This window comes from Stenotrophomonas sp. SRS1, assembly GCF_026130205.1.
GTDB classification, from domain to species: Bacteria; Pseudomonadota; Gammaproteobacteria; order Xanthomonadales; family Xanthomonadaceae; genus Stenotrophomonas; species Stenotrophomonas rhizophila_B.
Window position 1 is genome coordinate 814238 of record NZ_JAINFD010000003.1, and the last position, 12635, is coordinate 826872.

Sequence of the window (12635 nt, forward strand, 5' to 3'; positions counted from 1 at the left end):
ACTCGAATTCAGATGAACAAGATTACAGCCACACGCCGCAGTATGGTTGTTGGATAACAACAACATGCGTTTTTGAACCTGAAAACACTACGGCGGCGTACGGTTAAAACGTTTGATTGAATCACTTTTTCTCATGCACTCTTGAGCACTTGCTTCATGCAAGAGCAGTCGACCTGTGGTCGGCTCACCCCGATGACAACTTCCTCAGGATTGCGTTTTCCATGACTCGTCTCAACGCGTTCTCGCGCGACCAGCTGCTGGCCAGCGCCCGCGGTGAACTGTTCGGCCCGGGCAGCGGCCGCCTGCCCAATGATCCGATGCTGATGTTCGATCGCATCACCGATATCCGCGAGGACGGCGGCCCACACGGCAAAGGCATGGTACGCGCGGAACTGGATATCCGCCCTGACCTGTGGTTCTTCGACTGCCACTTCCTCGGCGACCCGGTCATGCCCGGCTGCCTCGGCCTGGATGCCATGTGGCAGCTGACCGGCTTCTTCCTGACCTGGATCGGTGCGCCCGGCCGTGGCCGCGCCCTGGGCTGCGGTGAAGTGAAGTTCACCGGCCAGGTGCTGCCGAGCGCCAAGCGCGTCACCTACGAAATCGACATCTCGCGCGTCATCAACCGCAAGCTGGTGATGGCACAGTCCGACGCCCGCATGCTGGTGGACGGTCGCGAAATCTACTCTGCCAAAGACCTGCGTGTAGGTCTGTTCACTTCCACTGAGAACTTCTGATGCGTCGCGTCGTCATTACCGGAATGGGCATCACCTCGTGCCTGGGCAACGATCTGGACACCGTGTCCACTGCATTGCGTGAAGGCAAGGCCGGCATCCGCCACCTGCCCGATCATGCCGAAGCCGGCCTGCGCAGCCATGTCGGCGGCAACATCGAGCTGGACCTGGATGCGCAGATCGACCGCAAGGTGAAGCGCTTCATGAGCGATGCGTCGGCGTATGCGTACATCGCCATGCGCGATGCGATCGCCGATGCCGGCCTGGACGAGGCGCAGGTCGCCAACCCGCGGACCGGCCTGATCGCCGGCTCCGGCGGCGGCTCCAGCCAGTGGCAGGTGGAATCGGCCGACATCCTGCGCGCCCGCGGCGTGCGCAAGGTGGGCCCGTACATGGTGCCGCGCACGATGTGCTCCACCGTGTCGGCGTGCCTGGCCACGGCGTTCCAGATCAAGGGCCTGAGCTACTCGCTGTCGGCCGCCTGCGCCACCTCCGCGCATTGCATCGGCGCCGCCGCGGATCTGATCCGCCATGGCGCGCAGGACGTGATGTTCGCCGGTGGCGGTGAAGACCTGCACTGGTCGATGAGCGTGATGTTCGATGCGATGGGCGCCCTGTCGACCCGCTTCAACGACACGCCCGCCTCGGCCTCGCGCCCGTACGACAAGGACCGCGACGGCTTCGTCATCGCCGGTGGCGGCGGCATGCTGGTGCTGGAAGACTACGACCACGCCGTGGCCCGTGGCGCGCGCATCTATGCCGAGCTGGTCGGGTACGGCGTCACCTCCGATGGCGCCGACATGGTCGCCCCGTCCGGTGAAGGCGCGGTGCGCTGCATGAACATGGCGATGGAGCACATCACCGCCCCGATCGACTACCTCAACACGCACGGCACCTCGACTCCGCTGGGCGACGTCACCGAGCTGAAGGCGGTGCGTGAAGTGTTCGGCGAGAGCATTCCGCCGCTGTCCTCGACCAAGGCGCTGTCCGGCCATTCGCTGGGCGCGGCAAGCGTGCACGAAGCGATCTACTGCCTGCTGATGATGCGCGATGGCTTCATCGCCGGCTCGGCCAACATCGGCGAGCTGGACCCGCTGGTGGAAGGCTTCCCGATCGTGCAGCAGACCCAGCCGGCACAGCTGAACACCGTGATGTCCAACAGCTTCGGCTTTGGCGGCACGAATGCGGCGCTGGTGTTCAGCCGCCTCTGAGTACCGCCTGGATCCGCATGAAAAAGCCCGGCCATGTGCCGGGCTTTTTCGTGGTGCACGCGATCAATGCCCGGTGTATCGGCAAGCCGGGCGGGACATCACCGCGCGCCGGTCACCGGCAACAGCGGCATCAACAACGCCCGGGCATCCAGCAGCGAATCCACGATGCGATGCCCCAGCGCGCGCAGTTCTTCATCCGGATGCACCAGGTCCGGAACCTGGATCGCGGTCATCCCCGCACCCACGGCCGCGCGGATCCCGGCCGGGGAATCTTCCAGCGCCAGGCAGCGCGCCGGGTCCTTGCCCAGCTTCTGCGCCGCCAGCAGGTAGATGTCCGGGGCGGGCTTGGGATGCGCGACATCGCTGCTGGTCACCACCACCTCGAAGAACGGCAGCAGCCCGGCCGCCGCCAGCTTGCGCGAGGCACGTGGCTGGCGGGTGGAGGTCGCCACTGCACGTGGAACGCCATGTTCGTGCAGCAGCTGCAGGATCTCCAGGATGCCGGGGCGCAGCGGCAGACCCTGCTGCGTGCGCGCTTCGTACAGTTCGTGGCAACGCGCGAACAGCGCGGCGACCTGCTCGGCAGTGACCGTCTGCAGCAGCAGGCGCTCGCAGTCGCGGTCGCCCAGACCCACCATGCGCAGCCAGAAGCCCTCCGGGAACGGCAGCGCCAGCTCCTGCGCCGCCTGCGACCAGCACGCGATCGAGACGCGCTCGCTGTCGATCATCAACCCGTCCATGTCGAAGATGACGGCGTCGGGCAGGAACGGCAGCGCGGCGAAGGCGGTCATGGGACGTTGAACAGCGTCTCGAGATCGGCCGCATCGAGCATGCGCCACTCACCTTCGGGCAGTTCCCCCAGCGACAGCCCGCCGATACGGCTGCGGTGCAGCGCCTCGACGTGGTTGCCGACGGCCGCGAACATCCGGCGGGCCTGGTGGTAGCGGCCTTCGTGCAGGACCAGCTGCGCCTGGCGCGGACCGTTCACGTGCAGCTCGGCCGGCAGCAGGGGCTTGTCGTCCGATTCCAGCAGCAGGCCGCCGCTGGCGAAACGCGCGGTTTCATCGCCGCGCAGGTCTTCGGCCAGGGTGACCTCGTAGGCCTTGTCCAGGCGCGACTTCGGCGACACGATCCGGTGCAGCAGCGCGCCATCGTCGGTCATCAGCAGCATGCCACTGGTGTCGCGGTCCAGGCGGCCCACCGAGGACAACACCGGCGCACGGTCGCGGTAGCGCGGCGGCAGCAGGTCGTAAATCAGCCGGCCCTTGTCCTTGGTCGAACAGGTGTAGCCGCGCGGCTTGTGCAGCAGCAGGGTCAGCCCCTGCGGCGGGTCCAGCGGCTCGCCCTCGACCCGGATCGCCTCATGCGCGACCGCGTCATCGGCGTACAGCACCTCGCCCTCGGCATCGGTGATCAGGCCGGCGCGGAACATCCCCTGCACCTGCTTGCGGCTGCCATAGCCCAGGTTGGCCAACAGCTTGACCAGCTTCATGCGCGGCCTCCGCGGCCCCACTTCGGCTCGGTGCTGCGCGGCGTGCGAACCGGCGTGGCGCTCTTGCTGGCCTTGGTCGCTTCGATCAGCTTGAAGCCATCGCGCTCGGCAGCCACCCGGACCTGGCCGAAGCTCTCGTTGAGAATGTGCTCGTACGGCAGGTGACGGTTGGCCACCAGCCACATGCGACCGCCCGGGCGCAGCGCCTGCGCGGCCACGGCGATGAAGCGCTGGCCGATATCCGGGCGATCCGCGCGCGACGGGGTGTGGAACGGCGGGTTGGTCACGATGAAGTCGTACTCGCCCTCGATTCCGGCGGTGACGTCCTGCCAGTGATAGGCCAGCGCCGCCGGCTTGCCGAGTGCGGTCAGGTTCTCGCGGGCCAGCGCCAGCGCGCGGCCTTCGGCCTCGTACAGGTCCAGCGCGGTCACGTTCGGGCAGCGCGCCAGCACTTCGGCGGACAGATAGCCGAAGCCGGCGCCCAGATCGGCGCCACGGCCGGCCAGATCGGCCGGCAGCTGCTCCACCAGCAGCGCCGAGGCGGGATCGATGCGGTCCCAGGCGAAGATGCCCGGGCGGCTCTGGAAGCGGCCGCCAAGGATCGCGCGCGGCGCGTCCAGCGTTGCCCAGCGCTGCGCGAGCGCGGCGTCGTGCTGGCCGTTGAGCGGCGCAGTCCAGTAGGCACGGCAATGGTTCTTGGTCAGCTTGCCGCCGAGGCCGGCCAGCTGCTGCAGGTCGCCTTCGCCGGAGCGGGCGCCTTCGTTGTTGTGCTGGCAGGCCACCACGATCCCGCCCGGGGCGGTCAGGGCCAGCGCACGGGCGAACAGCGCCTTGGCTTCCTCGCGCTGGCGCGGTGGCAGCACCAGCACCACGGCGTAGCGGGTGGCATCACCGGCCAGCTGCTGCTCGTCACGTACGGTCCAGCCGCTGGCTTCCAGGGCGTCGGCAAACGGGCGGAAGCTCTGCTCGCAGACCAGCTGCGCCGGCTGGGCGTGCTCGCGCAGCGGCGCGCCATCGCGGGCGCGCAGGAACAGCACGGGGCCGGCCGGCCAGGACAGCACGCCACTGGCGAACGGCAGGAACAGGGTTTCCAGGGGAGCGTCGTGCTGGGCAGCCATGCGGAGGGCACATCTTGAAAAGAGGCCGCCATTCTACCGGTTCGCCCCGCCAGCCCCGGATTTGCGTTTATTCAACGTCCTGTTGATGCCCTGACAACATCCAAACCGGCAGGGTGGAGCCTCACTTCCCGTGGAGATGGCTCATGCGTGCATTGTTTGTCGGTGGCGTAGTCGACAACAGCGAGATGGACATGGAGGGCAGCCAGCCACCGGTGCACTACCCCGAAGATACCGGCGGCGGCCATTCGCGCTACCGCCTCCACCAGGTCGGCAAGACCGCCGACGGCAGCGTGGCCTATGCGGTCTACGGCGCGCCGGACCTGGCCGACGAAGAGGTGGCCCGCATCGCCGATGAGCGGGCGTATGCGCGCCGTTTCGAGGCTGAACCCAGCGAGTTCATCCACTGACGCCGCCCTCCGCCGGGCCTGCCCGCCGCGGTCACTCGCGGTAGGGCAGTTGCCGGATGGCCTTGATCTGGTCCAGCCACACCACGTGCTGCTGGACCGGCGTATCCAGATCGTCCAGCCGCAGTTGGCCATTGCTGCCTTCGTTTTCCTCGGCGTCGCGGTACTGCTGCAGCGTCGGCTGCACGGCCACCGTGCCGAGCAGGCGGCTGCCATCGTCCAAGATGAGTTCGACCTGGGTCTGGCCGTGCAGCTGCGGCAACAGCGCTTCCAGGGCCGCGATATCGGCCGGCTGGGTGTGGATGCGGGGGGCGTAACGGGACATGGCAACTCCTGTGGCGTATGGCCCCAGTGTGCCGCTGGCGACGTCAACACGCCGCCAACGCTGACTCAGCGGTTGCCGCCCAGCACACTGCGTACGGCAGCCACCAGCTGGGCAACCGAATACGGCTTCGCCACATGCTCCTGGAAGCCGGAGGCCAAGGCCCGCTTGCGGTCATCCGCCCGTGCCAGCGCGGTCACGGCCACGGCCGGCAGGGCATCTGCTTCGACCCCCATGTTGTCGCGCAGCGTGCGTACCAGACCATAGCCGTCCATCCCGGGCATGCCGATATCGGTCAGCAGCGCGTCGATGCCGTCATGGCCTTTCTCGTTGAGCAGTGCCAGCGCTTCGCCGGCCGAAGACGCCGTGGTGACCGAGGCGCCCTGCTCTTCCAGCAGCCGCCGGAGGTACTCCAGCACTTCGGGCTGATCTTCCACAGCCAACAGGTGCAGGCCTTTGAGTGGATACGGCTCGATGATCTGCTCGGTGATCGGGCCGCTGAACACTTCGCGCAGCGGACGACCATCGGCCTGCGGCTGATAGCGCGGCAGGCGCACGTTGAAGGTGGCACCGTGGCCATGGCCGTCGCTGCTGGCGGCCACCGCACCGCCATGCAGCTCCACCAGCTGCTGCACGATCGCCAGGCCCAGGCCCAGGCCGCCATGCCGGCGCGTGGTCGTCCCGTCCGCCTGGCGGAACCGGCTGAACAGGTGACGCAGGAACTCCGGCGCGATGCCGTCGCCGGAATCGGTGACGCTGATCGACCAGTGCCCGCCGTCCGCTGCCAGAGTGAGTACCACCCGGCCCTCGGCCGGGGTGAACTTGATCGCGTTGGAAAGCAGGTTCCACAGCACCTGCTGCAGGCGCGTGGCATCGCCGAGGACCAGGCACGGTTCCTCCGGCATCACCAGCTCCATGGTCAGGGCCTTGCCTTCGGCCACCAGCTCCTGCGCGCGCATCGCCTCTTCCAGCTGGGTGCGCAGATCGAGCATTTCCACTTCCAGCTGCACCTTGCCCAGCAGCATGCTGCTCAGGTCCAGCATGTCCGAGATGAGCCGCTTCTGCGCCATCGCACTGTTGGCGATCACGCCCAGTCCCTTGTACATCGGGCTGGTGTTGTCGATGCGCTGGAGCAGCAGCTCGCTCCAGCCCAGGATGGTGGTCAGCGGCGTGCGCAGCTCATGCGAGAGCGTGGCCAGGAATTCATCCTTCAACCGCGCCATGTTTTCGGCGGCACTGCGCGCAGCGCGCTCGGACTGCAGCAGTTCCTCGCGCGCCATTTCGATCTCGCGGCGCTCGGTCACGTCCGGGCTGCTGCCGGCGAGACCGATGAACCGCCCCATCCGCGAGAACCGCGGCCGGGCGTTCATTTCCAGCCAGCGCCACTGGCCATCGGCGCGACGACCGCGGACCAGGGCGTGCATGGACCGCTGGGATTTCAGGGATTCCTGGAGCTCATAGTCGAAGACCGAGGCATCGTCAGGATGGACCAGGCCACGCCAGACATCGTCGGGCACGCGCTGCTCATCGCCGCCGAAAAACTCACTGAAGGCGCTATTGACGAAGCGCGAATGGCCGCGCTCGTCCAGCACCCAGACCGGCATCGGCAGGCCATCGGCCAACGCACTGAAACGCGCTTCGCTTTCAGCCAGCTCCACTTCGATGTGCTTGCGGTGGGTGATGTCGAAGAACACCACCGCCACCAGGTGCTCGTCCGGCTCGCCCACGCTGACCGCTTCCACCGAGTACCAGCGGCCCAGCGCCCGCGCTTCCATCTCGAACTGGCGTGCCTGGCCGCTGCGCGCCACCTCGCCATAGGTGCGGTACCAGTCCGATTCGTGGCCGGGCTGCAGGCTGCTCATCCGCTGGCCGCAGGCATTGTCCAGCCCGGTGTTGCGCGCAAACGCCTCGTTGACCTCCACGAACCGGTAATCCACGCCCACGCCTGCGTCGTCGAAGATTACTTCGATGATGCAGAACCCCGCATTCAGGCGTTCAAGTACCGTGCGATACAGGGCCGGATCCGGCGATGAAGCCAGGAAGGAGGCGCGTTCCAACGTTGAGGTAGGCAGGCTGGGCAAGGGCGTCAATGGGGCAGCTGGCGAAACAGAGGGACACAGGATCAGCCAATGCGCGTATTCGCAGTGTCAAGCGCAGTGGGGACTCGGGGTGCCGGCGGGATGAATTGGCGCCAACGGCAACCGCCGAGCATACACGCGTGGATTGTGGGCCACCCGGTTCGGGATCACACTGAGGACCTGATCCCACCCGTGATCGCGACGCAGGAGTTGTCATGAACCGCACATCCCTGATCGCCGGGGCATTGGCCGGCCTGCTGCTCATCGGCAGCGCCACGGCGGCCCCGCGCACCGTGACCGACCCGCAGGCACCGCGCGCGCTCGAGACCGCAGGCCCGGTCCAGGTGAGCTGGAGCGACCCTGCCCAGTTCACCGAGATCCGCCAGAGCAACAACCGCTTCGAGGCCGAACGCGGCGACTGGGTGCAGCAGCTGGCCAAGTATGTGCAGACCACGGCCAGCAAACAGCTGCAGCCCGGGCAGACGCTGGAGGTGACCTTCACCGACATCAAGCGCGCCGGCGACTACGAGCCGTGGCATGGCCCACGAGCCGACGACATCCGGGTCATGCGCGATATCTACCCGCCGCGCGTGACGCTGACCTATACGCTCAAGGATGCGCAGGGCCAGGTGATCGGTGAAGGCGAGCGCAAGCTGCAGGACACCGGCTACCTGCACAACATCGGGCGGCAGAGCGACACCGATCCGCTGCGCTACGAAAAGCGCCTGCTGGAGGATTGGATCCGGCGCGATCTGCGCAACGAGGCCACGGCCAGCAACTGAGGGATGCCTCAGCCGCCGGCGTACTCGCGCACGACCCGCTTCACGCCGCACGGCAGCTGATATGCGCTGACCCCGCACAGCGGCGCCAGGGCTTCGATGCGCGGGGCATCGCCCCATAGCGTCACCGTGCTGCCGATGCCCGCCTGTGGCAGGTGGGTCAGGTCCACGGTGAGCATGTCCATCGAGACCCGGCCGATCACGATGCCCGGCTGGCCATCGATGCGGACGGGGGCGCCATTCGGCGCGAACTGCGGGTAGCCATCGGCGTAACCGAGCGCGACCACCCCCACGCGGGTCGGCCGCTGCGCGACGAAGCGCGCGCCATAGCCGACCGGCTCGCCCACGGCGATATCGCGGACGGCGAAGATCTTCGAGCGCATCGTCATGACCGGGCGCAGACGCTCGGTCAGCGCCGTGTGCGCCGGCATCGGGTTGATCCCGTACAGCATCAGGCCCGGGCGCACCCAGTCGCTGCGCACGTCCGGCCAGCCCAGCAGTGCCGGTGAATTGCACAGGCTGGTCTGCCCGGCCAGGCCCTCGATGGCCGCGGCGAACACATCGGCCTGCTCGCGGGTACGCGGGCTGTCCAGCTCGTCGGCACGCGCCATGTGGGTCATCAGCACCATCGGCCCGACATGCGCCAACGCACTGAGCGTGGCATGCGCGGCGCGGAATTCGTCCGGCCACAGGCCCAGCCGGTGCATGCCGCTGTCCAGCTTCAACCACACGGTGAGCGTGGCGGTGGTCTGGAACGCGGCCACCGCCTCGACCTGCCACGGTGCACCAACGGCAAACCACAGGTCGTGCTCGACGATCAGCGGCAGTTCGTCGGCATCAAAGAAACCCTCCAGCAGCAGGATCGGTCCGGTGATGCCGGCCTGGCGCAGTTCCAGCGCTTCCTCGATGCAGGCTACGCCAAATGCATCGGCCTCGGCCTGCAGCGCGCGGGCGCAGCGCACCGCACCGTGCCCGTACGCATCGGCCTTGATCACCGCAACGGCTTTGCCGCCCCCCAGTTCGCGTGCCAGCCGGTAATTGCTGCGCAGCGCGTCCAGATCAATCAACGCACGGGCTGGGCGCATGAACTCGGCTCACGGTGACGGACGGATGCGGCGTGGTGGTTGTAGCGGAAGATATCCAGGCCTTCGGTGCTGATCTGCGGCTGGCGGGCATCCATCAGGTCGGCGAGGTAGCGGCCGGAGCCGCAGGCCATGGTCCAGCCCAGGGTGCCGTGGCCGGTATTGAGGAACAGGTTGCGGTACGGCGTGGCGCCGACCACCGGGGTGCCGTCCGGCGTGGCCGGGCGCAGGCCGGTCCAGAACTCGGCGCGCGACAGGTCGCCGCCCTCCGGGTACAGATCGCGCACCACCTTCTCCAGCGTGGCGCGACGGCGCGGCGAGAGGGACAGGTCGAACCCGCCCACTTCGGCCATGCCACCCACGCGGATGCGGTCGTCAAAGCGGGTCACGGCCACCTTGTAGCTTTCATCCAGGATGGTCGAGGTCGGGGCCATCGCCGGGTTGGTGATCGGCAGCGTGAGCGAGTAGCCCTTGAGCGGGTACACCGGCAGCTGCATGCCCAGCGGGGCGACCAGCGACGGCGAGTAGCTGCCCAGCGCGACCACGTAGTGATCGGCGGTTTCCAGCGTGCCGTCGATGCGCACGCCGGTGATGCGGTCGCCCTCGCTCTGCAGGCCGGCGATGTCCTGATCGAAACGGAATTCGACCCCGGCATCGACGCACATCTGCGCCAGGCGACGGGTGAACAGCTGGCAATCGCCGGTCTGGTCGCGCGGCAGGCGCAGCGCGCCGACCAGCGTGTCGGCCACGCCGGCCAGCGCCGGTTCGTAAGCAATGATGCCGTCGCGGTCGAGCACCTCGTAGGGCACGCCGTACTGGGCCAGCACCTCGATGTCCTGGGCGGAGGCATCCAGCTGCTGCTGGGTACGGAACAGCTGGGTGGTGCCCAGGTCGCGGCCTTCGAATTCGATGCCGGTTTCGCGGCGCAGTTCGTTGAGGCAGTCGCGGCTGTACTCGGACATGCGCACCATGCGCGCCTTGTTGATCGCATAGCGCTCATGGGTGCAGTTGCGCAGCATCTGCGCCAGCCAGCGGTACTGGTGCCAATCCAGGCCTGGGCGGATCGCCAGCGGCGCATGTTCGGAGAACAGCCACTTGACCGCCTTGAGCGGCACGCCCGGGGCGGCCCACGGGGAGGTGTAGCCGAACGACAGCTGGCCCGCGTTGGCGAAACTGGTTTCCAGCGCCGGACCGGGCTGGCGATCGACGACCGTGACTTCAAACCCGGCCTGCCGCAGGTACCAGGCACTGGTCGTGCCGATCACACCGCTGCCAAGGACTAGAACGCGCATGACACCTCTCCAACCCGATCATTCCCTGCGCAGGAGCACGCCGGGACCATAATTGAGGAAGTATAGTCAGCCCAAACCAATCAATTCGCCTGTTTTTGGGCCTACAGGCAGGGTATTGTCCTGCAAACCCCCTTGAGAGGCTGACGCCGATGGCCGTGCGTGCCCGTGAACTGGACAAGATCGACCGGAAAATCCTGCGCATCCTGCAGGTGGAGGGGCGCATTTCCTTCACCGAACTGGGCGAGCGGGTCGGGCTGTCGACCACCCCCTGCACGGAGCGCGTACGCCGGCTGGAGCGCGACGGAGCCATCACCGGCTACTACGCCAAGCTCGATCCGCACTACCTCAAGGCCAGCCTGCTGGTGTTCGTGGAGATCAGCCTGGCCTACAAATCCGGCGACATCTTCGAGGAGTTCCGGCGCGCAGCGTTGAAGCTGCCCAATGTGCTGGAGTGCCATCTGGTCTCGGGCGATTTCGATTACCTGCTCAAGGCCCGCATCAGCGAGATGGCCTCGTACCGCAAGCTGCTCGGCAGCACCCTGCTGACCTTGCCACACGTGCGCGAATCCAAGAGTTACATCGTGATGGAAGAGGTCAAGGAGACCCTGACCCTGCCAATTCCGGATTGATCCCGTCGCTTCGCTGAGCTGGGGGCTGAGACGCAAAAAAGGCGGCGCGCCTGTGCGCACCGCCTTCGTTCATTGCGTCAAGCGCATCAGCGCTGCTGTTTCTGGTCCTGATGCTTCTGGTCCTGCTGCTTGCCGCCCTTTTGATTCTGCTGGTCCCACTGCTGCTGGTTCTGCTGGCCGGGCTTCTGGTTCTGTTGCTGACTGCCCTGCTGCTCCTGCGGCATCTTGCCGGGACTGCGGTTCTGCTGGTTAGCCATGATTGCACTCTTCTTGAAAACCTCGGGGATGCGCTGTGTTCCGGCGCACGCACAGGGTCCCGCCGATCCGGTTAATCACAGGCGAAAAAACGGTGAGGCGATGCGTTGACGGGGATGACTGCGGGTCCTCGATGTAAACCGTTCAGATGACACCCGCAGCCGTTGCAGGGGATCATGGCTTGATCTGCTGCCCATCCGCGCTGGGAAGCGAGTCGTAGTAACGGCCCGTGCGCGTATCGAGCACCCGGTTCGGCCCGACCTGCCTGGCCCCCGGAATGATCCGGCCATGGCCGTCGTAGACCTTGCCCTGCACTGCGGGCCCCTGCATCGGCGCAGGCTGCGACGGCCCCTTGCTCTGGATGGGGTGCGTACGCAGCTGTTGCTGGGTCTGCGCGGACGACTTCACCGGCGCCAGCTGGCCAGAGAGACTGTCGGCCGGTGCCGGCTGCACCGGCGTGGGCAGCGGCACGGGAGTTGGCTGGGGGGTGACGACCGGACGCGTCGCGGTGGGCTTGGGCGGCGGGCCGATCTGGGCACCTGCCGCCATGGGCAGCGCCACCAGCAGGGCGGCGAGGCAGCGTGAGCGGTACATGGCGATCTCCCGGGCAGCGGTTCAGACCTTCACCATGCACCGGCACGGGTATCAGCACGATGAACGACGCCGGCTTGGAACGTGCCATGCCCGGCCCTATGTAGAGAGTCTCCCCGTGAGGACTGCCCATGACTGCTTTCGACCTCTCCCCGCCCAGTGACGCCCAGCGCCAGACCCTGATCGCCGGCCTCAGCGCCGATGAGCAGCGCGTGCTGCTGCATCACGGCACCGAAGCACCGTTCTGCGGGGTGTTCCTGGACAACAAGCAGGACGGGGTCTATGGCTGCCGTCTGTGCGGCCTGCCGCTGTTCCGCTCCAGCACCAAGTTCGACTCCGGTACCGGCTGGCCGAGCTTCTTCGCCCCCTTCGATCCGGCCCATGTGCGCGAGATCCGTGACGCCAGCCACGGCATGATCCGCACCGAGATCGTCTGCGCCCGCTGTGACAGCCATCTTGGCCATGTGTTTCCGGATGGCCCGCCGCCGACCCACGAACGCCATTGCCTCAACTCGGCGTCGCTCGCGTTCACGCCGAACGGCCAGCCCTACCCGGACCCGCTGCAGCGCGCGGGCGCCGAGGCTGAGCCCGCTGCCTGAATTCGCAAAAGTGTGACATTGAGCGAACGCCCCCCTTCAGAAAATGGGT

General features: G+C 67.1%; 15 protein-coding genes. 6 read left to right on the plus strand and 9 right to left on the minus strand.

What is annotated here, in order from left to right; translation table 11 throughout:
- Positions 1-221: 221 nt before the first annotated feature.
- Together fabA and fabB are read left to right on the plus strand one after the other, a co-directional pair.
- Positions 222-737, plus strand: coding sequence for a 3-hydroxyacyl-[acyl-carrier-protein] dehydratase FabA (gene fabA / locus K4043_RS14480; RefSeq protein ID WP_070471641.1), 516 nt, complete (start codon positions 222-224; stop codon positions 735-737).
- Positions 737-1945: a beta-ketoacyl-ACP synthase I gene (gene fabB, locus K4043_RS14485; protein ID WP_123731281.1), complete on the plus strand. Its 1209-nt coding sequence runs from the start codon at positions 737-739 to the stop codon at positions 1943-1945. The genes fabA and fabB overlap by 1 nt, the downstream gene beginning before the upstream one ends.
- 98 nt (positions 1946-2043) lie before the next feature.
- Here the strand turns inward: fabB and K4043_RS14490 are convergent, their stop codons facing one another.
- From K4043_RS14490 to K4043_RS14500, 3 genes are read right to left on the minus strand one after another with little or no spacing between them, the layout of a single operon-like run.
- The gene (locus K4043_RS14490; protein ID WP_265309725.1) at positions 2044-2736 is read right to left on the minus strand and encodes an HAD family phosphatase; all 693 of its coding nucleotides are present in this window, start codon (positions 2734-2736) and stop codon (positions 2044-2046) included.
- Positions 2733-3437, minus strand: coding sequence for a pseudouridine synthase (locus K4043_RS14495; protein ID WP_123731283.1), 705 nt, complete (start codon positions 3435-3437; stop codon positions 2733-2735). Before K4043_RS14495 ends, K4043_RS14490 begins: the two co-directional genes overlap by 4 nt.
- Complete coding sequence (locus tag K4043_RS14500; RefSeq protein WP_265309726.1) at positions 3434-4555, minus strand: class I SAM-dependent methyltransferase; 1122 nt, start codon at positions 4553-4555, stop codon at positions 3434-3436. Before K4043_RS14500 ends, K4043_RS14495 begins: the two co-directional genes overlap by 4 nt.
- Before the next feature lie 143 nt (positions 4556-4698).
- On the opposite strand from K4043_RS14500, the gene K4043_RS14505 reads away from it, so the two are divergent.
- Positions 4699-4962 (plus strand): hypothetical protein, encoded by a 264-nt coding sequence (locus tag K4043_RS14505; RefSeq protein WP_123731285.1) that lies wholly within the window; start codon positions 4699-4701, stop codon positions 4960-4962.
- A 31-nt stretch (positions 4963-4993) separates the two neighbouring features.
- Here K4043_RS14505 and K4043_RS14510 read toward each other — a convergent pair whose 3' ends face one another.
- Positions 4994-5284 (minus strand): DUF3247 family protein, encoded by a 291-nt coding sequence (locus tag K4043_RS14510; RefSeq protein WP_265309727.1) that lies wholly within the window; start codon positions 5282-5284, stop codon positions 4994-4996.
- A 65-nt stretch (positions 5285-5349) separates the two neighbouring features.
- Positions 5350-7338: an ATP-binding protein gene (locus tag K4043_RS14515; RefSeq protein WP_265309728.1), complete on the minus strand. Its 1989-nt coding sequence runs from the start codon at positions 7336-7338 to the stop codon at positions 5350-5352.
- 236 nt (positions 7339-7574) lie between these two features.
- On the opposite strand from K4043_RS14515, the gene K4043_RS14520 reads away from it, so the two are divergent.
- The gene (locus K4043_RS14520) at positions 7575-8141 is read left to right on the plus strand and encodes a DUF3016 domain-containing protein (RefSeq protein WP_123731288.1); all 567 of its coding nucleotides are present in this window, start codon (positions 7575-7577) and stop codon (positions 8139-8141) included.
- Positions 8142-8149: 8 nt separating this feature from the next.
- Here K4043_RS14520 and alr read toward each other — a convergent pair whose 3' ends face one another.
- Both alr and K4043_RS14530 read right to left on the minus strand, forming a co-directional pair.
- Positions 8150-9223, minus strand: coding sequence for an alanine racemase (gene alr, locus K4043_RS14525; RefSeq protein WP_123731289.1), 1074 nt, complete (start codon positions 9221-9223; stop codon positions 8150-8152).
- Complete coding sequence (locus K4043_RS14530; protein WP_265309729.1) at positions 9202-10512, minus strand: D-amino acid dehydrogenase; 1311 nt, start codon at positions 10510-10512, stop codon at positions 9202-9204. The genes alr and K4043_RS14530 overlap by 22 nt, the downstream gene beginning before the upstream one ends.
- A 149-nt stretch (positions 10513-10661) precedes the next feature.
- Between K4043_RS14530 and K4043_RS14535 the strand changes: the two genes are divergently transcribed.
- A complete protein-coding gene (locus K4043_RS14535; RefSeq protein WP_123731291.1) occupies positions 10662-11141 on the plus strand; it encodes an Lrp/AsnC ligand binding domain-containing protein in 480 nt (159 codons plus the stop codon).
- A gap of 86 nt (positions 11142-11227) precedes the next feature.
- Here the strand turns inward: K4043_RS14535 and K4043_RS14540 are convergent, their stop codons facing one another.
- Together K4043_RS14540 and K4043_RS14545 are read right to left on the minus strand one after the other, a co-directional pair.
- Positions 11228-11398 carry a lana protein gene (locus K4043_RS14540; RefSeq protein ID WP_123731292.1) on the minus strand — a complete coding sequence of 57 codons (171 nt, stop codon included), beginning with the start codon at positions 11396-11398 and terminating at the stop codon, positions 11228-11230.
- 172 nt (positions 11399-11570) lie between these two features.
- A complete protein-coding gene (locus K4043_RS14545) occupies positions 11571-11990 on the minus strand; it encodes a classical arabinogalactan protein 4 (RefSeq protein WP_265309730.1) in 420 nt (139 codons plus the stop codon).
- 128 nt (positions 11991-12118) lie between these two features.
- Here K4043_RS14545 and msrB point away from each other — a divergent pair, with 128 nt between their 5' ends.
- On the plus strand, positions 12119-12586 hold the full coding sequence (msrB, locus tag K4043_RS14550) for a peptide-methionine (R)-S-oxide reductase MsrB (protein ID WP_123731294.1): 468 nt from the start codon (positions 12119-12121) through the stop codon (positions 12584-12586).
- The last annotated feature ends 49 nt before the right edge of the window (positions 12587-12635 follow it).

Excerpts from the sequence above, each read along its gene's own strand:
- msrB (WP_123731294.1), top strand. The coding sequence starts at position 12,119 with ATGACTGCTTTCGACCTCTCCCCGCCCAGTGACGCCCAGCGCCAGACC.
- K4043_RS14530 (WP_265309729.1), bottom strand. The coding sequence starts at position 10,512 with ATGCGCGTTCTAGTCCTTGGCAGCGGTGTGATCGGCACGACCAGTGCC.
- K4043_RS14505 (WP_123731285.1), top strand. The coding sequence starts at position 4,699 with ATGCGTGCATTGTTTGTCGGTGGCGTAGTCGACAACAGCGAGATGGAC.
- K4043_RS14490 (WP_265309725.1), bottom strand. The coding sequence starts at position 2,736 with ATGACCGCCTTCGCCGCGCTGCCGTTCCTGCCCGACGCCGTCATCTTC.
- K4043_RS14495 (WP_123731283.1), bottom strand. The coding sequence starts at position 3,437 with ATGAAGCTGGTCAAGCTGTTGGCCAACCTGGGCTATGGCAGCCGCAAG.
- K4043_RS14545 (WP_265309730.1), bottom strand. The coding sequence starts at position 11,990 with ATGTACCGCTCACGCTGCCTCGCCGCCCTGCTGGTGGCGCTGCCCATG.
- fabB (WP_123731281.1), top strand. The coding sequence starts at position 737 with ATGCGTCGCGTCGTCATTACCGGAATGGGCATCACCTCGTGCCTGGGC.
- K4043_RS14540 (WP_123731292.1), bottom strand. The coding sequence starts at position 11,398 with ATGGCTAACCAGCAGAACCGCAGTCCCGGCAAGATGCCGCAGGAGCAG.
- K4043_RS14535 (WP_123731291.1), top strand. The coding sequence starts at position 10,662 with ATGGCCGTGCGTGCCCGTGAACTGGACAAGATCGACCGGAAAATCCTG.
- fabA (WP_070471641.1), top strand. The coding sequence starts at position 222 with ATGACTCGTCTCAACGCGTTCTCGCGCGACCAGCTGCTGGCCAGCGCC.
- K4043_RS14520 (WP_123731288.1), top strand. The coding sequence starts at position 7,575 with ATGAACCGCACATCCCTGATCGCCGGGGCATTGGCCGGCCTGCTGCTC.
- alr (WP_123731289.1), bottom strand. The coding sequence starts at position 9,223 with ATGCGCCCAGCCCGTGCGTTGATTGATCTGGACGCGCTGCGCAGCAAT.
- K4043_RS14510 (WP_265309727.1), bottom strand. The coding sequence starts at position 5,284 with ATGTCCCGTTACGCCCCCCGCATCCACACCCAGCCGGCCGATATCGCG.
- K4043_RS14500 (WP_265309726.1), bottom strand. The coding sequence starts at position 4,555 with ATGGCTGCCCAGCACGACGCTCCCCTGGAAACCCTGTTCCTGCCGTTC.